The 21,239-nt window shown below is 57.9% G+C and carries 16 protein-coding genes; 13 read left to right on the top strand and 3 right to left on the bottom strand.

All coding sequences use genetic code 11. The features are described from left to right. Positions 1 to 944 precede the first annotated feature (944 nt). Together cysN and cysD are read right to left on the bottom strand one after the other, a co-directional pair. Positions 945 to 2,828 (bottom strand): sulfate adenylyltransferase subunit CysN, encoded by a 1,884-nt coding sequence (cysN, locus tag KUF59_RS06635; RefSeq protein WP_258769964.1) that lies wholly within the window; start codon positions 2,826 to 2,828, stop codon positions 945 to 947. A gap of 5 nt (positions 2,829 to 2,833) precedes the next feature. Then, positions 2,834 to 3,769 carry a sulfate adenylyltransferase subunit CysD gene (gene cysD, locus KUF59_RS06640; RefSeq protein ID WP_258768931.1) on the bottom strand — a complete coding sequence of 312 codons (936 nt, stop codon included), beginning with the start codon at positions 3,767 to 3,769 and terminating at the stop codon, positions 2,834 to 2,836. Between the two features lie 1,235 nt (positions 3,770 to 5,004). Between cysD and KUF59_RS06645 the strand changes: the two genes are divergently transcribed. Beyond that, positions 5,005 to 6,807: an ABC transporter ATP-binding protein gene (locus tag KUF59_RS06645; RefSeq protein WP_258768932.1), complete on the top strand. Its 1,803-nt coding sequence runs from the start codon at positions 5,005 to 5,007 to the stop codon at positions 6,805 to 6,807. Between the two features lie 839 nt (positions 6,808 to 7,646). Here the strand turns inward: KUF59_RS06645 and KUF59_RS44255 are convergent. After that, complete coding sequence (locus KUF59_RS44255) at positions 7,647 to 7,832, bottom strand: hypothetical protein (protein WP_408918109.1); 186 nt, start codon at positions 7,830 to 7,832, stop codon at positions 7,647 to 7,649. A 791-nt stretch (positions 7,833 to 8,623) separates the two neighbouring features. On the opposite strand from KUF59_RS44255, the gene hxsA2 reads away from it, so the two are divergent. From hxsA2 to KUF59_RS06700, 12 genes are all read left to right on the top strand, one after another. Beyond that, positions 8,624 to 8,914 (top strand): His-Xaa-Ser repeat protein HxsA2, encoded by a 291-nt coding sequence (gene hxsA2, locus KUF59_RS06650; RefSeq protein ID WP_258768933.1) that lies wholly within the window; start codon positions 8,624 to 8,626, stop codon positions 8,912 to 8,914. Next, positions 8,898 to 9,245 (top strand): hypothetical protein, encoded by a 348-nt coding sequence (locus tag KUF59_RS06655; RefSeq protein ID WP_258768934.1) that lies wholly within the window; start codon positions 8,898 to 8,900, stop codon positions 9,243 to 9,245. The genes hxsA2 and KUF59_RS06655 overlap by 17 nt, the downstream gene beginning before the upstream one ends. Positions 9,246 to 9,262: 17 nt before the next feature. Further along, positions 9,263 to 9,964 carry a radical SAM protein gene (locus tag KUF59_RS06660; protein WP_258768935.1) on the top strand — a complete coding sequence of 234 codons (702 nt, stop codon included), beginning with the start codon at positions 9,263 to 9,265 and terminating at the stop codon, positions 9,962 to 9,964. Beyond that, on the top strand, positions 9,880 to 10,710 hold the full coding sequence (hxsB, locus tag KUF59_RS06665) for a His-Xaa-Ser system radical SAM maturase HxsB (protein WP_258768936.1): 831 nt from the start codon (positions 9,880 to 9,882) through the stop codon (positions 10,708 to 10,710). The genes KUF59_RS06660 and hxsB overlap by 85 nt, the downstream gene beginning before the upstream one ends. Continuing rightward, positions 10,707 to 11,915, top strand: a complete 1,209-nt coding sequence (hxsC, locus tag KUF59_RS06670; protein ID WP_258768937.1) for a His-Xaa-Ser system radical SAM maturase HxsC — start codon at positions 10,707 to 10,709, stop codon at positions 11,913 to 11,915. The genes hxsB and hxsC overlap by 4 nt, the downstream gene beginning before the upstream one ends. A 637-nt stretch (positions 11,916 to 12,552) precedes the next feature. Beyond that, on the top strand, positions 12,553 to 12,693 hold the full coding sequence (locus tag KUF59_RS06675) for a hypothetical protein (RefSeq protein ID WP_258768939.1): 141 nt from the start codon (positions 12,553 to 12,555) through the stop codon (positions 12,691 to 12,693). A gap of 39 nt (positions 12,694 to 12,732) precedes the next feature. Further along, positions 12,733 to 13,077 carry a KTSC domain-containing protein gene (locus KUF59_RS06680; protein WP_258768940.1) on the top strand — a complete coding sequence of 115 codons (345 nt, stop codon included), beginning with the start codon at positions 12,733 to 12,735 and terminating at the stop codon, positions 13,075 to 13,077. A gap of 79 nt (positions 13,078 to 13,156) precedes the next feature. Next, positions 13,157 to 13,492: an HNH endonuclease gene (locus KUF59_RS44260; RefSeq protein ID WP_408918074.1), complete on the top strand. Its 336-nt coding sequence runs from the start codon at positions 13,157 to 13,159 to the stop codon at positions 13,490 to 13,492. Beyond that, complete coding sequence (locus KUF59_RS06685) at positions 13,489 to 14,370, top strand: hypothetical protein (protein ID WP_258768941.1); 882 nt, start codon at positions 13,489 to 13,491, stop codon at positions 14,368 to 14,370. The genes KUF59_RS44260 and KUF59_RS06685 overlap by 4 nt, the downstream gene beginning before the upstream one ends. A 178-nt stretch (positions 14,371 to 14,548) precedes the next feature. Continuing rightward, entirely contained in the window at positions 14,549 to 17,845 is a 3,297-nt protein-coding gene (locus KUF59_RS06690) for a DEAD/DEAH box helicase (RefSeq protein WP_258768942.1), read from the top strand. Positions 17,846 to 18,871: 1,026 nt separating this feature from the next. Then, entirely contained in the window at positions 18,872 to 19,282 is a 411-nt protein-coding gene (locus KUF59_RS06695) for a hypothetical protein (protein ID WP_258768943.1), read from the top strand. Positions 19,283 to 19,342: 60 nt separating this feature from the next. Next, a complete protein-coding gene (locus KUF59_RS06700) occupies positions 19,343 to 21,232 on the top strand; it encodes a tellurite resistance TerB family protein (RefSeq protein ID WP_258768944.1) in 1,890 nt (629 codons plus the stop codon). Positions 21,233 to 21,239: the final 7 nt, after the last annotated feature.

Raw genomic sequence — 21,239 nt, forward strand, 5'->3', positions numbered from 1 at the left:
GGATACCCGATCCGCGTCCGCTGGTGGCCACCCAACGGGCGTCCGGATCGGTGAGCGATATCTGTTAATCGGGCGGGTTGGCATCTGCGCGTCAAGCACTTCCAGGCGGCTCATCTCCTGCTTCAGCCGAGCAATCTTTTCCTTGATCCTCGTCCTGATGCTGATCGCGTCTGATGGCTTCTGCTGATCGGCGCTATCGAGTTGACGCAAATATCGACCGACGCTTTCCTCGACCTGCGCCGTCCGCCCGTCGCCATCTTGGCTTGCGTGAAGTTACGGTCGCGGTTGTTCACCGCCTTGAACTTGCTGACGTCAATCGCGAGTTGGAGTCTGCAACAGGCCCATTTGCCGGCATAGTGCGACGAACTTCGCACAAACATTCCGGACCGCCGCACCTTTCCGGAAATCGGCGATCGTCCTATGATGGGGGGCCTGGCCGCCGATCAGCCACATTATTGCAGCTTTGCAAGGCTCTGAGCGGGATTGCCTTTCCGCGTCCACTTGGCGTCACTTCTTCGGACCTAGCTTCAGTTCTCGATGCAATCCCTTGGGACCTGCTTGAGGTGTGCCGGCGGCTTGTGAAGCGAAAGAAGCTGTGGAAGAATTAAGTGTTCGGAGGCATTTTCGGCTGAATGGCTCGCAAAACCGCTAGATAGATGGGCCTAGAGTAATCTGGCAACCGACATCACCCCAGATACCCCGTGCCAAGCGCGATGTTGAAACATGTCAGCACGGGCGCTTTCCTTCCAAGTGCCGAAGTAAGGCAACAACCATCTTGAGATCCTACATTTGCGCTGATCGGATACTTGCGGTTGAGCATCTGACCAAGCTCTGAGACCTGGCGGTAGTCATCTTTCATATAGATGACCGAGGCCTCGGGTGATTATCGTCAGGACGGCTCATCTGGCAGGTTCGATCCAACTTGGCTAGTTCCTCAGATCGAGCTATGTCATGGAAATAATCCCTTGTGTGGCAAGCGCATCGAGAACCCGATTGGCCAATTGCTCCGGTGGCTCATCCAATGTCTTCAAATGCACCTCCGGTGTGTTCGGCGCTTCGTACGGCGCATCGACACCAGTGAAGTTCTTGATCTCGCCTGACTTTACCCTGGAATAAAGGCCTTTCGGATCGCGTCGGACGCATTCGTCTATTGGCGTATCTACGAAGACCTCTACGAATTCACGGTTCCCGACGAGCCTGCGCACCATGTCGCGGTCGGTCTTGTAGGGCGAAACGAACGAGCAGATGACAATCAAGCCGGCTTCCAGCATCAGTTTCGCCACTTCACTTGCACGCCGGATGTTCTCCATCCGATCTGCTTTAGTGAAGAGGAGATCACGGTTGAGACCGTGACGTAGGTTGTCACCGTCCAGCAGCATCGTGTGATAAGACCTCGCGAACAGCTTCTGGTCGACGATATTGGCGATCGTTGACTTGCCGGCACCGGAAAATCCGGTGAACCATATGATACACGGCTTCTGATGCTTGAGCGTCGAACGCTGCTCCTTGTCAATCGTCAACGGCTGCCAGGCGGTGCTAGCCGATCGCCGGAGCGGGAATTCGATCATTCCCGCGCCGACGGTCCGGTTGGTATAGCGGTCGATCATGATGAAGGATCCCGTGCGCCGGTTGACACGGTACGGATCGAAGCTCGCAGGCAGAACAGTGGCCACTTCGCAAAAGCCGATCTCATTGAAATTCAACGTGGCCGCCGCCACGGGCTCGCACGTGTCGACGTCGATCTTGTATTTGAAGCGGTTAATGCTGCCGGAGGCGATCGATTGCGTGCCAATCCGGAATGCATAGGAGCGGCCCGGCACCATTGGTTCCTCGTCCATCCAGATCAGATGAGCAGCAAACCGATCGGCGATTTCAGGCGGCTGCGTGGGGCTCGCCAACATATCACCGCGGCTGACATCGATCTCATCTTCGAGGGTAATCGTCACCGCATCGCCTGCTTCGGCAGCTGCAAGGTCACCATCATAGGTCACGATCCGCTTCACACGCGAGCTGCGAGCCGAATGTGCCACGACGATTTTATCGCCAACCGCGACGCTTCCGGAAGCGATAGTGCCAGCATACCCGCGGAAATCGAGATTGGGACGGTTCACCCACTGTACCGGAAAGCGGAAGGGCAGGCCGACCGTCTTAGATTCTACCTCGACACTCTCGAGGTAATCCAGGAGCGGCGGGCCGTCATACCAATCGGTATTGCCGGATCGCTTGACGATGTTGTCGCCGTATCTGGCGGAGATTGGAACCGGGATGATCGAGGTGAAGCCGAGCTCCGAAGCAAAGGCAAGATAGTCGTGTACGATGCCGTCGAAGACATCCTTGCGATAGTCGACAAGGTCGATCTTGTTTACGGCGAGGAGGACGTGCCGGATACCCAAGAGCGAGCAGATGAAGGAGTGGCGTCTGGCCTGCACCAGAACCCCTTTGCGCGCATCGATCAGGATGATGGCGAGCTGCGCGTTGGAGGCGCCGGTCGCCATGTTGCGGGTGTATTGTTCGTGGCCCGGTGTATCGGCGACCATGAACGATCTGCGCGGCGTCGTGAAAAAGCGATAAGCGACGTCAATGGTAATGCCTTGTTCGCGCTCAGCCTCAAGGCCGTCGACCAATAAGGCGAAGTCGATGTCACCGTCGGTCGTGCCTTGCTTGGCGCTATCACGCGTGAGCGCCTGCAGCTGGTCCTCATAGAGCATCTTGCTGTCGTGTAGGAGTCGGCCGATCAACGTCGATTTTCCGTCGTCGACCGAGCCACACGTGATGAAGCGCAATTGATCCTTGCTGTCGGCCTCGGCGACGAAAGGCGCGGCGTCCATATCCATCAAAAGTATCCTTCCCGCTTCTTCCTCTCCATTGAAGCCGCCTCATCCGTGTCGATGAGGCGCCCCTGCCGCTCCGAAACTCTCGCAACCCGCATTTCGGCGACAATGTCCTCGATCGTCGTGGCGTCCGACTCGATGGCGCCGCTTAGGGGATAGCACCCGAGCGTACGAAAGCGGATTCTCCGCATCTTAGGGGTCTCGTTGGGCAAGAGCGGGAGCCGCTCGTCGTCCATCATGATCAGGGTGCCGTTCCGATGCACCACCGGCCGGTGCTTCGCAAGGTAGAGAGGGACGACAGGAATTCTTTCGAGCATGATGTATTCCCAAATGTCGAGCTCCGTCCAATTCGACATCGCGAACACCCTCATCGTTTCCCCCTGTCGGATCCGGGTGTTGAAAAGCTTCCAAAGTTCGGGCCGCTGGTTGCGCGGATCCCAGACATGTCCTGCCGAGCGGCACGAAAATATGCGCTCCTTGGCGCGGCTTTTTTCCTCGTCGCGCCGCGCGCCACCGAATGCCGCATCGAATCCATACAGATCGAGCGCCTGCTTGAGGGCGTCGGTCTTCATAATCTGGGTATGTAGCGTGGAACCTGAGTGGATTGGATTGATACCTTTCGCGAGACCGTCCTTGTTGATGTGAACGATCAGATCGGCTCCGACGCGTCTTGCCGTCTCGTCGCGAAAAGTAATCATCTCCCGGAATTTCCAGGTCGTATCGATATGCATCAACGGGAAAGGCAGCTTCGCCGGGTAAAATGCCTTCAGCGCAAGGTGCAGCATGACGCTGGAATCCTTGCCGATTGAATAGAGCATCACCGGCTTTTTGAACTCGGCTACTACTTCCCGCATAATTTCGATCGACTCGGCCTCGAGCCGACGCAAATGCCCCGGCAACCTATGCGTTTCGAACCTGATCATGACCCTCGCGTTCATATTGAACATCCTCGAGATCTACAGCGGCGACGGCCGTTGCCGTGCCGGCATTCACGTCATATTTCAGAACTTGCCTATAAGATCAGTAATGACTCAGCCTCGATGCGAGCAGGATCGCGTGCTCCGCCGGTAGTCACTCGATGATCGATCCAAAGCGAATAGAGGTTGGCGTCACCATCGCCAAGGCACAGAATTGTGGGGACGAGCCCGCGGGCTGTAGATCACAGACTGACCGACAATTGTTCAATCTTGGTTGCCGCCTCGACATCACAACTGGCCCACCGTGGCGCAAAGCCGTTGCCTGCGGGCGGAAGCCGGGGCAGCGCGATCGGTCCATCTTGCTGAAGGGGAGGACATGATCACCTACATGCTTTTCGAGCAGGCGTCCTTGCCACCAATCATAGGCTGATGCGGAGCCGGCAAAAAACCCGCCTACAACCGGATTGCGGGCGTCCATTATGACGTACTCCTCGTAGTTTTCCCGACAGGAAACCTACCATGTTGCTCAATTGCAGGCGTTTTTCCTACCCGGCAGCACCTGAATTGGGGAAATCGATTTTTTGGATGGAACGCATTGACATCGCGGATAGTGACAATGCGCTCCTGAGATCTGGTCTTTATTCGTGGTCGAACGCGATGCGATGAGCGAACGCAGCCTCACTGGCGGCAGCTCTGGTGGTTTGCACGCGATGATTTAGGTGATTTGCATCGCGTCGGCACTTTTTTTGCGCGCCTCACGTGAGCGGCAGATGTTTTCTGCCGCGCCAGCAAACCCATCTGATGGCCGCTTGGCCCAGTACCGGGAGCATTTGGGATCCTGGAAATTTGAGGGCTCCATCGCCCCATGGGCGATCTCTTGTCAGGTCTGCTAGCCCCCGAGTTGCTCGAAACTCACTTGCGGGCACCCATATTTCTCGCCGCGAAGCAATGTCTGGTGCGCGGCCAATTTTAATGTTTATCCCTCTGCCCTCGCGCTACCGGCTATCCACGTATGGCTGGGTGCCGCCCAGTCAACTACCAGCCTTGGCGATTGATTGAGATGACGGTCACATGTCATTTCATGCGCGCCCTGCGTGTCTTCCGGATCGAACATAAATCTGGCGCCCCGAACCTGACGGGTATGCCGTCTACTCGCCTGTCATGAAATGCAATTCTTTCATCTCGATCACGCTCTTGCGACGCTGGTTCAATTCAGATGGAGCCGTTGTGCGCGCTGGGCATGACCGGATTTCGACATGACTGCTATGGATGACAAACGCCCGATCGCGATCTGGGCGGTGATGCAGTTCGCCTTCCGCCACTGGCTGCGCCAACCCTACCGTGCCGCCTTTGTACTGGTGGGCTTCCTCGGGTCAACGGTGGCCGACCTGTTCATGCCGGTCTACTCTGGCCATCTCGTCGACGCGTTGACGGCAGGCCCTTACAACCAGGCGGCGCGACATGCTGCGTTGGTCGCCTTCAGCGGTATCGTCGCGCTCGGACTAGTTTCGTTGATCCTGCGCTTCATAGGTCTGCGGGCAATCATTCCGTTCACGCTTCAAACGATGTCGGATGTGACGCGCGAGGCGTTCATGCGCATCCAATGGTTCTCAACCGATTGGCACGCCAACTCTTTCGCCGGTTCGAGTGTGCGAAAGATCACGCGCGGAATGGGGGCGATCGATTTGCTCAACAATACCATTTTGGTGTGCCTATTGCCGTCTTTGACGATACTGATCGGCTCGATGATCCTGCTCGGGCTGCATTGGCCTGCGCTTGGCGGCGTGATCGCGATTGGTACGGCATTTTATGCCGCGATTACGCTGATATTCGCGATCCGCTATATCGCGCCTGCCGCACGGGTCTCCAACGCCTGCGACACAAAGGTTGGCGGCACGCTGGCCGATGCGATTACTTGCAATGCGGTGGTAAAATCTTTCGGCGCTGAAGCGCGTGAGGAAGCTCGGCTCGCCCGCACCATCAACCGCTGGCGAATGCGGTCGCTGCGAACCTGGTTGCGCTACAACTATGCCGCGATGTCTCAGATCTCGCTGCTCTTGTGCCTGCGAGCCTCGGTGATCGGCGGCTCGGTGCTGCTGTGGATGGCTGGGCTCGCCTCACCAGGCGATGTCACTTATGTGCTGACCAGCTACTACGTTATCCACGCATATCTGCGTGAGGTTGGCATATACATCAACAACCTCCAGCGTTCGGTCAACGATATGGAGGAGCTCGTCGCGATCCACGACGAGCCGATCGGGGTCGTGGACGCGCCGGATGCAAGTCCTATCGCCATTGAGGACGGTGAGATCGTATTCGACGACGTCACCTTCCAGTATGGCGGCGGCGAAGCACCGCTCTACGACAGGCTATCGGTTGACATAAAGGCCGGCGAGAGGGTTGGTCTGGTCGGCCGCTCCGGATCAGGTAAGACGACCTTCGTTAAGCTGGTGCAGCGGCTCTATGATATCTCGGGCGGGCGCATTCTGATCGACGGCCAGGACATCGCTCTGGCCACGCAGCAATCGCTCCGCAGCCAGATGGCTGTCGTGCAGCAGGAACCGATCCTGTTCCACCGTTCGCTCGCCGAGAACATCGCATATGGCCGGCCGGGAGCCAGTATGGCGGCGATCGAGCGCGCGGCGCGGCTTGCCAATGCGCACGAGTTCATCCTGCGCCTGCGTAGGGGCTACGGCACGCTGGTTGGTGAGCGTGGCGTCAAGCTCTCAGGTGGCGAGCGGCAGCGCATCGCGCTGGCGCGCGCCTTTCTCGCCGATGCGCCGGTTCTGATCCTGGACGAGGCAACCTCAAGCCTCGACTCGGAATCGGAAGCCCTCATCCAAGAAGCAATGGAACGGCTGATGAAGGGCCGTACCTCGATTGTGATCGCACATCGGCTATCGACGGTGCGCAGCCTCGACCGCATTCTGGTGTTTGATGGCGGCGTTATCGCCGAGCAGGGCACGCATGCTGCTCTGACGAGGCGGCCCGGCGGGATCTATCGGCGGCTGTTGGAGCGCCAGGCCACGGAGTTCGGCCGGATCTCTGCAGCAGGCTAGTGAATAGGGACGGCGCTGTGACGTCTATTGTTGAGCTGGGACGCGAATTGAGGGGGCAGCCAAAGGATAGAGGCACAGCCAGAAGAGGCTCAACATGGCTGGCTTAAACAGAATTCGGCTGGCGAACAGCAGCTCGCAACCTCAGCAATCCGTCGCCGAAACTAGAGACGCGTGCTGAAGGGTCCTTATGCAGAGATCGACGCCTTGGTCTTAGGAGAGCGGTATTGCAACAAAGTCCAACTTCACCAGATGATTTCACGTGTGAGCCGATGACCGTTGGCGACACGAGGCAGTGGCCGAACATTGGAGGAGATGGCAACATGCTGGCGGGGTTGGCTGTAAGTGAGTGGCTTCGGGCGACTGTCATATACGCGCCGCCCGTCCGGCGGCTTCGGCGAGTTGCCGCTTGCGTCCCTGAAATCCGATAGAAGTAACCCCCGCTCGCTCCGGGTGGAAATCCTTCAAAATACGCAATTTGCGCCGAATTTCAGCGTTAATGGACGAACCAATGCATCAAACAACATCGACAAGTGGCTATTGTGCAGCGGCAAGGGCACGGTTGATTTCGAGGTGCGCACGTCTAGGCAACAGAAGGCGATGAGCCGCTCTGCGTTCGGATCCCAGAAAGCCTCAGCTGCAATCGGCCTGGGGTGGATTGGGTAAGACGCTGACGCGTTTGTGCTGAATTCGTTCGTCGTAATTTTCCTCCCGCGACGAACACACACTGGCCGCCCCGTTGGGGCGGCTTTTTTTTGCGCCAGGCGTGACACGGACAGCGCCGTGACTGGCGCGAGTTTCCCGCAGTGGTATCCAGAGGAGATGTAATCGATGCGAGGATCTTACGGTTCACGACCAGGATCGGTACCAAGCGGCGTGCAGATCACATATTGGGGCACCGCAAACCCGGAGGTATGTCCGCGGAGATTTTCGATGATATGAATCCCTTCGGCGATCGATGTTCTGAAGTGCTCAGCTCCCCGCACCAAGTCAGCATGATACAAATAATATGGCCGCACGCGCGCCATAACGAGTGCGTGGACCAGCCGTTGGGACGCGGCGCCGCGATGTAGATCATGGCCAATGGCCGAAAGGAACAGATGTTTGGAGGGGCTGCCCACAGGACCCCCACCCGGGCAGCAGTGCCATTGATGCACGTCTCGTCGTTAAAAACCAACCGCGCGACGTCGATCCTGCTTTCCAGCGGGTCCGCTTACGGGCGACGGTGGAGCGATCCTGCTCGGCTGGTACAAGCGCTTTTTCGGGCTGAGCTGCCTTGGTCCCGCGTGCAGCCAGCTGCGTTCACGAAAGTAAAACGTAAGCTGTCGACGAGGTTCGCGTCTTCGTGGGAATAGATCGGCAAAAAGTAATTAACCTAACCCGATGGCCGACCAAACGAATCGCTCTTGTGGAGACTTGAGTTGAGTCTTTTCTTGCCAGAACATGGTTATGCTTGCGTCCATCTCAACTCACCTCTCCTGCATTACTGGCGTAGACGAAGGATCAGCGCTTGCGCGCGCGAAAAAGCTGCGCAGTCGGCCAATTAAGCGCATAAATTCAAACTCTAGTCGGGTCTAGTCGAAGAAATTTTGCTTTCAGAGTACGGTACGTTCAGCGCGTATGGACCTGTTCGACGGTGAGTTCGATGAAGACATCGAGTGGAAACCGAGAAATCTGTACGCAACGCGACGAGAATTCGAAGATGTCATTGTCGGGTCGGTCCGGACCGGATGCTCTTTCGAGCAATAGAGCTATGGACTTCGCGCCCTCGGAAGTAGTGGGAGAGGGTATTGATTGAGCAAATTAAATGTGAGGCTATATGACTGAGAAATCAAAGGTTGTGCTTTCGCTTGGCGCTGCGCTCGCATCGCTCACCGGAATTTCGGTTCAGGGCGCCGAGGCCAAGACAGTTTCTGCCAACAATACAACCGCGGTAGCGGCCGCAAGCACCCTCCCCAACCTTCAGCCAAATGCCCACTATCAGGTTGGTCAAGACCTTCTTGGGTTCGTCATGACGAAGCAGGCCGACGGGACCATCGTCGCCCAGCATGCCTCCCACGCGTCGCATGCTTCACACGCCTCTCATGCGTCCCATGCCTCCAGCCGCTAAGCTTCCTGCGGCGTCCCCGATCGTAGTAGCTGTCGATTTTGATTCAAGCATCCAAAGCCTGAGTGCTTTGGATGCGGCAGCCTATCGTCTGATCGGAACGGCGACCTGCCGGGTTGACCGGGCGCGCGACCGCTATGTCTGCCGCCTGGCTTCTTCTAATCCGCAAAAGGGAGCCGTGCTCAGTTCGGACGAACTGAAGGAGCGGTTTCTGAATCTGGTCGCCGACGAAAACTTGCGGGCTCGCGTCGCCGAAAAAACGGAGGGCGTTCGGAACGTCATCCTTGCACTTGCCTTCGGGGCCCTGGCCGCTAACCAAAATGATGCCGGATAAAGTCCTGCCGGAGAACCATGGCACGGTTTTTACCTCCTGAGATCTTCAGCGCGGCGACCGAAGATCTCTCTTTGTTGCCGTTCAATTTTGAGCGCACTGGTGCAAACCAGTACCTCGTCGCCAACCTGGTCGGCGATTTCATACGCCTGGCCGAAGATGAACTGCACAGGCTGATCGACCTTCAGGTTCGACCCGGCGACGGCCTCTACGAAAAGGCCTATGCGGCTCATCTAGTCACCGGAACAAGCCAGAAGGCGCAACGGCAGCTCTTGGCGGCTCGGCTGAGAAGCCGGATGTCATTCCTGCAGCAGGTGACCCCGCTTCATATTTTCGTCGTAACGCTGCGGTGCGAACACTCTTGCCCCTACTGCCAGGTTTCGCGCCAAAGCACCGATCGCTCTCGCTTCGATATGAGCGCAGAAACGGCGATGCGCGCTCTGGACATTGCCTTCGCCAGCCCATCGGCTCGGATTAAGATTGAGTTTCAGGGAGGGGAGCCGCTTCTCAATTTCCCGCTGATCAGGACGATTGTTGCCGCTGCGAAGGCTCGGTCCGGCAAGAAGCTCGACTTCGTCATCGCTCAAACTTGGCTTTGTTGGACGATGCTGTTCTTAGCTTTTGCAAGGCGAACAACGTGCAGCTGTCGACGTCCCTCGACGGTCCCGCTGACCTGCACAACAGGAACCGTCCGCGACCCGGCGCAAACAGTCATGAACTAGCTGTAGCTGGAATCCGGCGTGCCAGGGAGATGCTAGGTCCCGACAGAGTCGGGGCTTTGATGACTACCACGGAGGCGAGCCTCGACCGCGTCGACGAGATCATCGACGAATATCTCCAATTGGGGCTGGATGGCATCTTCCTGCGCCCACTTTCACCGTTCGGATTTGCGATCAAAACGAAGCAGTTCGCCAAGTACGACGCGCAGAAGTGGCTTGCGTTCTACGAGCGAGGATTGCGCCGGGTTCTGGAGATCAACCGACAGGGCCCCCCCTTCCGGGAGTTCTACGCGGCGCTGCTTCTCACTCGGATGCTCTCGGACCGACCCATCGGGTACGTTGATTTGCGCAGCCCCGCCGGCGCCGGCCTCGGCGCGCTGGTCTACAACTATGACGGCAGTGTTTTCGCGTCGGATGAAGGTAGGATGTTGGCCGAGATTGGCGACGACGCTTTCCGGCTCGGTCACGTCGAACACAACAGCTACAATTCGCTCATCCTGTCGGACAAGCTGATCGGCGCGATTTCGTCGTCGCTGACGCAGTGCGCACCCGAATGCTCGACCTGTGTGTATGAGAGCCACTGCGGCGCGGACCCCGTCTATCATCACGCGACGCAGGGGGACGCCTTGGGAATCAAGCCTCTGTCGGCATTTTGCGCTCGCCAAAAAGGCATCATGGGCCTGCTGCTGGACATTCTGAAGAACTCTCCGGAAGATGCTGCCGTCTTGCGACGATGGGCCGCCGCATGACCCTTCCTCTCTATGGCACGGCCTCGCAGAGCGCTGGATTTTCGTCGGACAACGCCCGATCGGTCCTCAGGCTCCGGTCGGTCGACAGTGCCGCCGAACGTCATGTGGCTGATTTCGCGCTCGCCAAAACGCCAGACGACATCCGGCGCGCGATACAAGCCGATTGGCCGTCCATCCTTGTCGTCTCCGAGGGCTCAATCGATCTACCCGGTACGTTCACAGGACGGCTCGTCACCGTTCCCCCGAAGTATGACTATCTCGCGGACGGCGATGTCATCGGCTTCGATCATGCATCGAGGAAATTCCGCACGCTGTATCGCCAGAATTCAGCGCACAACTCGTTTCTGGTCACGGAACGGTGCAACAATTACTGCCTGATGTGCTCGCAACCACCGAAAGATGTCGATGACCGGTGGATACTCAGCGAAATCAAGAAAAGCCTGCCTCTCATTGATCGGGCGACCCGTGCGCTGACGTTTACTGGCGGGGAGACCTTGTCGGATTGGGAAGATTTCACCGGCGTCCTCAAGGAGTGCTGCGAACAGCTGCCGGCGACGGCCATCCAGGTGCTCACCAACGGCCGCGCATTCTCCGACTCGCGGATTGTCGACGCTTGGAAGGATATCGGCCACCCGAACCTGATGGCTGCCATTCCGGTCTATGCCTCGGTCGATCATGTCCATGATCACGTGGTGCAGGCCAAGGGTGCGTTCGACGAGACGATCCTGGGTATTCTGAAGCTCAAGGACCGGGGACAACGGGTCGAAATCCGCGTCGTCCTGCATGCATTGACCGCGCCGATCATCGAGGACACGGGTCGGTGGATTGCCCGCAATCTGCCGTTCGTCGACCACGTCGCGTTGATGGGGCTAGAGAACACGGGGTTTGCCATTGCAAACGACGCCATGCTTTGGATGGATCCAGTGGACTACGTCGACGGACTCGCCAGGGCCGTCGATCACTTGAGTGCCGCCGGCGTCAACGTGTCGGTCTACAACCTTCCGAAATGTGTTCTCCCGAAGTCTGTTTGGCCGCATGCGCTCCAGTCTATCTCGGACTGGAAGAACGGCTTCGTGGAAGAATGCGATCGGTGTGACGCAAAGAACACTTGCAGCGGGTTTTTTACGACCGGACGTCCGCGGTTCAGTCGCGGCGTACGCGCGATCACTGCCCAACGAGACGAATTGACCGCCTTGGCGAATTAGTGGGCCACGGAGGCAGGAAAACGAACATGAAGATCGGTAATCGTCTCATCGCAGCTGTGGTTGTATGTAGCATCTCGGCAGCTGCGGCCTTCGCAAAAACTGCGAAGGAATGTACGGCGGAGTGGCGCGCCGACAAGGCCGGAATGCAAGCCCGGGGGGTGACCGAAAAAGCGTACGTTGAACAGTGCAGGGCAGGTGCGGCCCCAGCGGCTTCTGCCCGGGCGCCGAAGCCGATCGCCGCAACGCCCGCTGCGGCGCCGTCACCGTCAACCAGCGCCCCGTCTTCCCAGAAGACCGCCAAGGAGTGATGGCCGAGTGGCGAGCCGATAAGGCGGGCTTTCAAGCCCGTGGCCTCACCGAAAAGGCCTACGTCGAGCAGTGCAGGGCCAGCAGCACCATGCCGAGTGCGACCGCTCCCGAACCCAAGCCAACTTCCACGGCGCCCCCGCCAAGCCGGCCGGCACCAACCGCCACGCAAGCTGCGCCAGCTCCTGCGCAGCAAAGGCCGGCTCCCACTACGACTGCGGCACCTGCGCCGGTCCCACAAACCTCCGCGCCGAAAGACAACGCAACGCTGGAGGCTGGGCAGTTTGCAGATGAAGCTTCCGCAAAAGCCCGCTGCCCGACTGACACTGTCGTGTGGGTCAACCTGCCGTCGAAGGTCTATCACTTCGCGGGAACGAAGAGCTACGGCACCACGAAGCGCGGCGCCTACATGTGCGAGAAAGAAGCAGTCGCGGCCGAAGATCGCGCGTCAAAAACTGAAAAACATCCCTAACGTAAACCCCAGCGGGTCTTGCATGAGGAGGCGTCCAGCATGTTCCGATTCGCCATCCTGATCACGGCTTCTCTCGCTGGCGCCACCTGCGCGACGGCGGAGATCATCGACGTAAAATATTTCGGTAAGCTAGATCTTACGCCGTTCGCCTGCACCGATATCTCACGGAGCAGTTTCATCAACCGAGCATGCTATGACAAATCCCAGCACTTCATGATCGTACAACTGAGATCGGTCTACTATCCCTATTGCGAGATGCCTGCGGCGACATTCGAGGCCTTTTTGGCTGCACCCTCGATGGGACAATACTACAACGCCAACATCAAGGGCTCTGGCTCGGACGGTCCTTTTGACTGTCGTACCCATCGCGCTCCCAATTATTAAGTCCGCGGCCAGCCTCAGGATTCAAGTTAACCCATCAATACCCAATACACTAGACGCCGCGACCAAGTACGGAAACGCAATGCCGAAATGCATATTTTGCCAGAATGAACTTACACAGGACACAACGCCCGAGCACGTCCTCCTGAACGCTCTGGGCGGTCGCATGACGACCAAGAGGGCTATCTGTTCAGACCACAACAACCATTTGGTGGCACAATCGATAAGGCGCTCGCAGCGCAAGTCGAAGTCATTCGCAACCACCTCCAGCTTCAATCCGGCACCAAGAAGCCGCCGGCGCCGCTCAAAAACCTCGTCTCCGGTTCGGAAAAAGTCAGCATCGGCAGCGATGGTACTCCTCGGCTGGAGGTTCCTCCGTTTGAAACGGTCGAACTACCGGACGGGCGCTTCGACGTGAAAATTATGGTGCGCTCGGAGGAAGAACTTCATCGCATCCTGCCTCATATAGCCGCAAAGCTGAGCATTCCACTTGATCAACTTAAACAACAGGTACTGGGCGGTTCGGCCGCGATCATTGAACGCCGCCCGGAAACCGTAGGACACCAACTAGCGTTTGGCGGCGAAGACGCACTTCGCTCGATCACCAAGTCATGCCTTGTGTTGCTTGCGACCGAAGTCGGCTCCGATGCGCTAAAGGGGGGTGCCTTCGAAGACGCGCGGAACTTCGTGCTGAAAGGCTCCAGCGACTTCAACCGAATTCGCATTCACATGGATGCGCGCGATGTGCCTTGCGCGAGTAAACTGATGGTCGAGTACGGCGATCTCTTCAATCTTATCTACGTGAAGAGCGATGGCGCGGGCCGGGTGATCGGGCATTTTACGCTCTACAATCTCGTGAGCTGGCGAATTGTTCTCGCCGAAACAGGCGAGGTGACCGATACCGCAATAGCGCTCGCTTCCAATCCGGTTACAAGCAAGTGGGACTGCAACATAGCCGGCCGGCACAATGTTGACTTCGGTTGGCTGGGCACTGTCGATGATGCCGATGTGCTGATAAGCGCTCGAGCTCGCCTGGAAAAGATCGCGCAACAATACATCTGCAATGCCCGCGAGCGGGAGTTTGGACGAATTGTGCAGGGTGTTTGTGAAAGGCGCGGCATCAAGGATGAAAACGAACCGATTCCCGCCGACAAACTCGACGAGATAAATATCGAGCTGAGCGCAAGGGTCGCTGCGCATACGCTCGGATTGCCATATGAAGACAAGCTGACTGCGGAGCGGATGCGCCAGTTGCTGCGTCTCTCTGATGCTGTTCTGTCTAGCGAAACGCTCTGAGTTGCCAAAGATGCGTGTTGGTGCACGACATTGCCGAATGTGTTCGGGTCCAGTCGCTAAACCTGGAAACGCGCGAAGGTTGCAGCCTTGGCGATCTAGGAGTGGATTCTGCAAACATAGAAATGAGGGGCGGGCCAAAAGGAGGTGAGCCGCGGCCACGTAGTGGGGGATGTAGAAAATGGGGTTGTTTGAGGACTGGCGTGGCACCATCATGTTGCCACCTCTGCCAGAGTTGCGCCAAAAAGCCGGGCGCTTCACGGTCCGCCAAGTGGTCTTCCGAGGGGCAACCACGCGCGCCCGAATCTATCCGTCGCAAGTCACAATGCATGACGTCATTCGCACTGAGCTCAATCCGCCCTACGACGAGTTGCTCCTCCGGCACAAAGGCGCGAAGCGGCGGTCGAGTAGCTTGCCGGTTGTCACATCCCTCGAAAAATTCGATCGAGTCAATCCGCCAGCGTCCCTAACGTTGCATTGGGACCAGGCGGATATCCTCTTCGACCGCGTCAATACACCAGGAAAGCTGCTTGACACCTGGGCTCATCAGTTCAGCTTCCGGCTGGAGGGAGACAACGACGAGCCGGGGCTCCGCCTCCCTCAGATCGGCGCGCTTCATGCCATCGCCGCGCACTTTGCCGTGGGAGAGAAATTCGAGCCCGCGACGGTCGTTCTCCCAACGGGAACTGGAAAGACAGAGACCATGTTGGCGGCCCAGGTCTACCTTCGTCCTGAGCGTACACTGGTCCTGGTCTCTGGAGTCCCGCTCCGGGACCAAATCGAGGACAAGTTTCTGTCGCTCGGCTATCTGCCAAGGACGCTGGCGATTCCCCCCGAACTGGCCGGCCCACGCGTTGTTGTCATTTCCGGTGGCATTCGCAGCGCGGCCGAAGCTGGGGCGCTCCTCGAGCAAGCGAACGTGTTCATCGCGCTTCCGAACTCGCTCGATGCTTCTCATCCCGAAGCCATCGCCGCTCTCGCGCTAGGTTGCTCGCACCTTTTCGTTGATGAGGCCCACCACATCACGGCGAATACCTGGCGGTCCGTGCGCGATCGCTTCGACACCAAACGAGTTATCCAATTTACGGCAACGCCGTTTCGGCGGGACGAGAAGCGCGTCGATGGCAAGATCATTTTCAATTATAAGCTCGGCGACGCGCAGCGCGCGGGTTACTACAAGAAGATCCGGCTACGAACCGTCGAAGAGTACGGCGCCCAGGGTGCCCGCGACCTAGCCGTTGCCAGCTCCGCTGTTGCGGCTCTACGCAGTGATCTGGAATCAAACCGCGACCACATTTTGCTCGCCCGCACTGAAATTCAAGCACGAGCTGACGCTCTCGCCTCGGTGTACGAGCACATCGCGTCAGACCTTTATCCGGTGAAGGTCTACTCCGATCGCCCCGACAGTCAAAACCGCGTGGCACTGGAGGCGCTCAGGAACCGACGCGCTACGGGTTCGCGGATTGTCATCTGCGTGAACATGCTCGGCGAAGGTTTTGACTTCCCGCAGCTGAAAGTCGCCGCGCTGCACGACACCCACAAATCACTGGCAATCACTCTGCAATTTGTTGGGCGCTTTACACGCAAGGGTCCGACGGACGTCGGGGACGCGACGGTCATCACAAATATTGCCGACCCCCAAGCCGAGCGGAAACTCGCCGGCCTGTATGCTGAGGGCGCTGATTGGGACCAACTCATTCGCCGCCTCAGCGAAGAACGCATCGCCGACGAGCTACAGCTTCAGGAGGTTATCGAGCGGTTGAAACGGAGCGGCAATCTCGCCGCGCAGCTCTCGCTATGGAATCTTCGGCCTGCTATCTCCGCTCAGTTCTACAAGACCCAATGCCAAGACTGGGCGCCACTTGAGTATGCAAAGGTGCTCCCCCGCGACGCCGAGACTTGGTATGCGCTCGACGAACAAGACAAGCTTCTCGTCGCTGTCGTCGCTCATGCCGAAGAGGTCAAATGGGGCGACTACCAGAATATCACAAACAACCTCTACGACCTCGTCATTGCCCGATGGGACACGGACCGGAGGGTTCTTTCGCTCTACGCGAGCGACTACACGCGGATGCGTACGGAGCAAATTGCAAAAGCGATTGCCGGAGAAGAAGCGGAGCTCTTCGGCGGTGATGCCATATTCAATATCCTCAATGGCGTCGAGCTTCCATTGGTCAAAAACCTCGGCTCCCGCCGTGTCGGCGCTATTAGTTTCACAACCTACTTCGGCGCGAACGTTACCGAGGGACTGAGCCACATCGATAAGTCAGAGGCCGAACTAAACAACATCGCCTGTGTAGGCTACGAAGATGGTGAGCGTGTGTTGTGGGGTGGTGCTAAACGCAAAGGCAAGATCTGGCAACAGCGCAAATCGGGCTCCATTGCCGATTGGGCCGAGTGGACGAGATCCACGTGGGACAAGGTCACCTCGGACGACGACGACGTCACCAACATCATAAAAGGGTTCCTTCGCCCGCAAAAGCTGGTCGCGCCGCACCCGGCTCACGCTATCTCTGCCGAATGGAGTGAGCAAGCGCAGCTCAGCCTGGCCGAGCGTCAACTTGTACTTTTTGATACGGTTGAAAAACAGCTCTTCGAGGTCGATGTCGGCATCGAATCGGTCGATGACGACGGCACGGTGTGCGTCGGCTTTGAGGCCGATGGCTTCAAGTCCGTCTATGGTCTTGCAATCTCGCCAGCGTTCACGGGTGGCTACGCCTACCAGCACAAGTCCGGACCAAGGGTCTCGTTCCAGAGGGTTGCTAAGGTTGCGGAGCCGCTAGATCAATATCTCCAGCGAGATCCCGTCATCATCCGCTACGCGGATGGGACTCATTCCTACAACTGCTATCACATTCCCACCAAGCTGCAGGCAGGTCTCTATCCCAGAGATCAGCTAGAGGTGTGGGATTTCTCTGGCATTCCCCTCAATAGCGAGTCGATGGGAAAGACCGGCGACACTCGAACCATACAGTACCGAGCCTTCGAGCGCGTTCATGACGAATACAGTCTAATCCTAAACGACGATGGCCCCGGTGAGGCGGGCGACCTCGTGTGTTTCAAGGACGTCGACGAAAATACGATCAAGCTAACACTTGTCCACTGCAAAGGCGCGATTGGCGCTCGGGTGTCTGGCCTTATAGAAAATTTTTACGTCGTTTGTGGCCAGGCGCAGAAGTGCATCTCGACGAAGCACAAAGGTATCGCAAAGCTGATTGGCGTCCTCCAGCGGCGCGAGCGGCTTTGGGCCGTAAACGGTAGCACGAGGTTCTTAAAGGGGGGCAATCGCGAAATGGCGTATTTCCGTGAGAAGGCTCGCAAGTCGAAGGTCGAATTCGAGGTCATTCTCGTGCAACCCGGCGCAAACGCGGAGATAGTAAGCGACGACATCTTGCGTCTCATCGCGACCACCGAATTGTTCCTCAAGAAGACCACGGAAGCGACGTTCCGCGTGATCGTGAACGCCGCGCAGCCTTAGAGGACGTTGCGGCTCCATCCGTACTCGATCGTCTGGCGGGCCTAACAAGCGCGCTCGCCGGGCGCCTCGACTGCATCAAGGAAGGCGGACATTCGGGCGGTTGGCAAGAATGCAACAACCTGTTGCACAAATCCGCCATTCGGCCACCCCTCCACGAAGGTGCGCTTATATTCTAGGTTTCGGGCGGACAGCCTGGTCATTTGGGGGAAGGCTTGGCCAAGGTCTTGCCGCACGATACAGCTCGACATCGTGCGCCGTCCCGTTCTGCGAGTCAGCTTAGCATGTTTCTCGACGCCCCCTTGCCTCGAGGCGTCCAACCATTCCATGACGTAACAGTGGTCCAACCAGTGGTGGTCACGAATGAGCACCCGCGACCGGATTCTAAGTGGCGTCCGTACGTCGGTGCTAACGATGGAGGCTCCAATGGTGCTTGGGCAGCTCCGATTTGAATCGATCGATCCAACGTGGGAGGCCACAAGGCCGATTAAAGTGTGGTGGGGGAAGGGGGCTGGTTCTTATGGGGCACAGGTTCTCCACCGGCGCAGCGACAGCCTGCTGCGCGTCGTCGTGCATCATCTGCGCGCCTCCGGCACCGAGCGACATCTTGGTGCTGTCTACCATCTGTTGGCAGCAGGGCAGGCGATTCTCGTCCTCCTACAGAGGGCCACGATGACGAGGCGCGCAGCGCGATCAAGGAAATTGCGCAGGCCAGGGAAAGTTTACCGGGAGGCCAGCTCCCAGCTGCTGAATTTGGATGGAGCGCATCTTCGCGACGAAGTCATCCGGTGCTAGCCTCTGTGATAGTAAGGCAACGCCGTGAACTGATCGCCGGCCAAGTCGCACGAGCGCTCGGTGCGATCTCTGGCGGGGTGGTTTCATATTGGATGCTGATAGAACGTGGTCTGGCGCGGAAGGCGCCGCCAATCGATTGTGGTATTATATTGTGGTAGTCGTAAGACTGTTTGCCGCCGTTTGCAGGTCATGCGAAGGTCAATCCGGGAGCTGGACGGGCGTTGAAGCGCCTGGTTGATGGTTGGCATGGGTTGGCGGCGGGGAAAATCTACACAAGGCGGCGAAGCCCTGATGCTCGTTCTGGGGGCGGTGATCGCTGCTGTGGTCGCCATCTACCATTTCGTCGTTGAGAACGCGCTCGTCCTCGGAACGATCGCAATCGTCTGCGGCGGCATCTATCTCATTATTCGCGCGATCTTCAGAGTAGGACCGCGAAGAGGGCCAGCCGAGGTGCCCGCACGCGGGCCTGAATTCGAGATCAATATCTCCCCATTGTCGGCCAAAACAAATCCTTCTCGCCAGAACAGTGCATTGGCCCGATGGATCCGCGCAGACGAGCGGGTGAAGCTCGGAAACGTCGAGATTGGGGGAGGCCTTTTCTACCTTGGAGATGGCGTCGCTGTGCCCGGCGGTGTGACCGCGTAATACGCGATCAATCCCAATTTATCTGCTCAAGCTCTACGTGCGGATATCGACGGGAACTCGATGCCATATTGGCCTTCCTATGCGGATATGTCTCCCGCGGCCCGTCGGGCGTTCCTCGATTGGATGCTCGGAGGCAGGTGCGACCCGGCTTATGGAATTGGCCTCGTTTTCATCTTTTTCTATGGCCTTGAGCATCGCATGTTCGTTGAGCAGGGTGATGACGCTGCATCGTTGGTCGACGAGGTAAAAAGGCTATTGGCAATCTACGGCGCGAATGGGTCGTTCCACCACTACGCCAATAATTTCCTCGAACTCGCCAATGCTCAACTTTCTGCCCGTATTGATTTGCCGCCTCCTTCACCAGAGCGCGCCGTTGGCTCCGAAATGGACCTTCCGACGCGGCTCTATCTAGGCGCTAAACTGGCTCGTTCGCCGATATTGTCGTCGGCAGATGACGCTCTGCGCTGGGTCTTGGCCATGCCGGATACTCATCTGAGAACACCGGCCGTGCGCTGCTTCGACGAATTCGTTGCGCTGTGGACCAAGCGCTTCGCTGAGCGATATCCGAACGGCCTCCCAGTAAAGACGCAGCAAAGGATATCCCTCCAATATCGCGCTGCCAGCGGTGCATTCAACGTCGCAATTCACGGGCGGCACGAACAATATCCTGACGTATTAGGTCTGACCAAACAGCTCGATACCTTGCGAAACCTTGTTGAGGATTGCACGACCGAACTGGATCCCTTCAGCCGCTTCGTGGGCCGTAAGCCAAATCTGCGCAACTCCATCGTGGCAAAGGGACTATTGCCCGCCGATATCTGGCAGCAATCAGGTTCGCAGGCGATCGCGGACTTCCGCCGACAGGTCGGGACCGTATTGGGAACCCAGGGTCGTGGGAGCGCCACTGCTCAGCACATTTTCGAAATGGCAGGCTTTGAGGTTCAGGCCAATGGAAAGATCCCCGCCGCTTCTGCCGAAGGGCTGGGACGTGCGCTCGATGCGATCGACGTGGCAATCGAGCCGGACCTGAGATATGGCAGCAGCATTCCTCGTGCTGACGAGCAGGTGTTTGTTTTCAGGGCTGCGAATGGTGGACCCGTCGATCCTGCTCGGGCAACCTTTCGAGCCGCCAGAACCCAGGTCGAAGTGGCGGTTCTTGCAGCTGGCTCCGATGGAGACGCTTGCTATGAAGAGCTCCAGCGGACCATCAACAGAATCCGTGCCACGCCTGACCTGTCCGGTGTCGAGCAAGCTCGCCTGATTGCCTTCGCCGTCATAACCTTTAACAGTCCACCCAAACAGGCTCGCGTATTCCGTAAGCTCGCGGAAGTAGGGGAGGCAGAACGGCAGGCCATCGCGGACGCAGCTGTTGCCGTAGTAGGGGGCGACGGGAGTATCGACGTCGGTGAGGTTAAATTCCTGGAACGGCTGCACAGAACTCTCGGCCTTCCACGTGAGGCTGTCTATCAGAACCTTCATCAGGCAGCTGCAGAAAGGACAGATGAGCCAGTATCTATCAGCGAAGAAGCGCGGAGTGCAGGAATCCGCATCCCGAAGGAGCCGGCCAACTCGCCGTTTGAGCTTGGATCTGGCGAGGGCATAAATATTGACGCCGCCAAGCTTGCTCGGACACTCCGGGAGACCGAGGCTGTATCTGCACTGTTGTCAGATATTTTCAGCGAAGAAACGGCGCCGACGCCCGAGCGCGAAGATAAGATCGCGCTGCAGGGATTGGACGGACCGCACAGTGAGCTTATACACCTGCTCGAACAATGTGGGTCAATGACCCGATCTGAGTTCGACCGCCACGCAAGGGACATGCGATTGCTCCCTGACGGAGCTATCGAGCGTATCAACGATTGGTCCTTTGAGTGTTTTGATGACGCATTGATTGAAGACGGCGAAGAGGTGGTGCTAGCCCCCATCTGCGCGGGCGCATCTCGGAAATGAAAGATAA

The organism is Bradyrhizobium arachidis (genome assembly GCF_024758505.1).
Lineage (GTDB): Bacteria > Pseudomonadota > Alphaproteobacteria > Rhizobiales > Xanthobacteraceae > Bradyrhizobium > Bradyrhizobium manausense_C.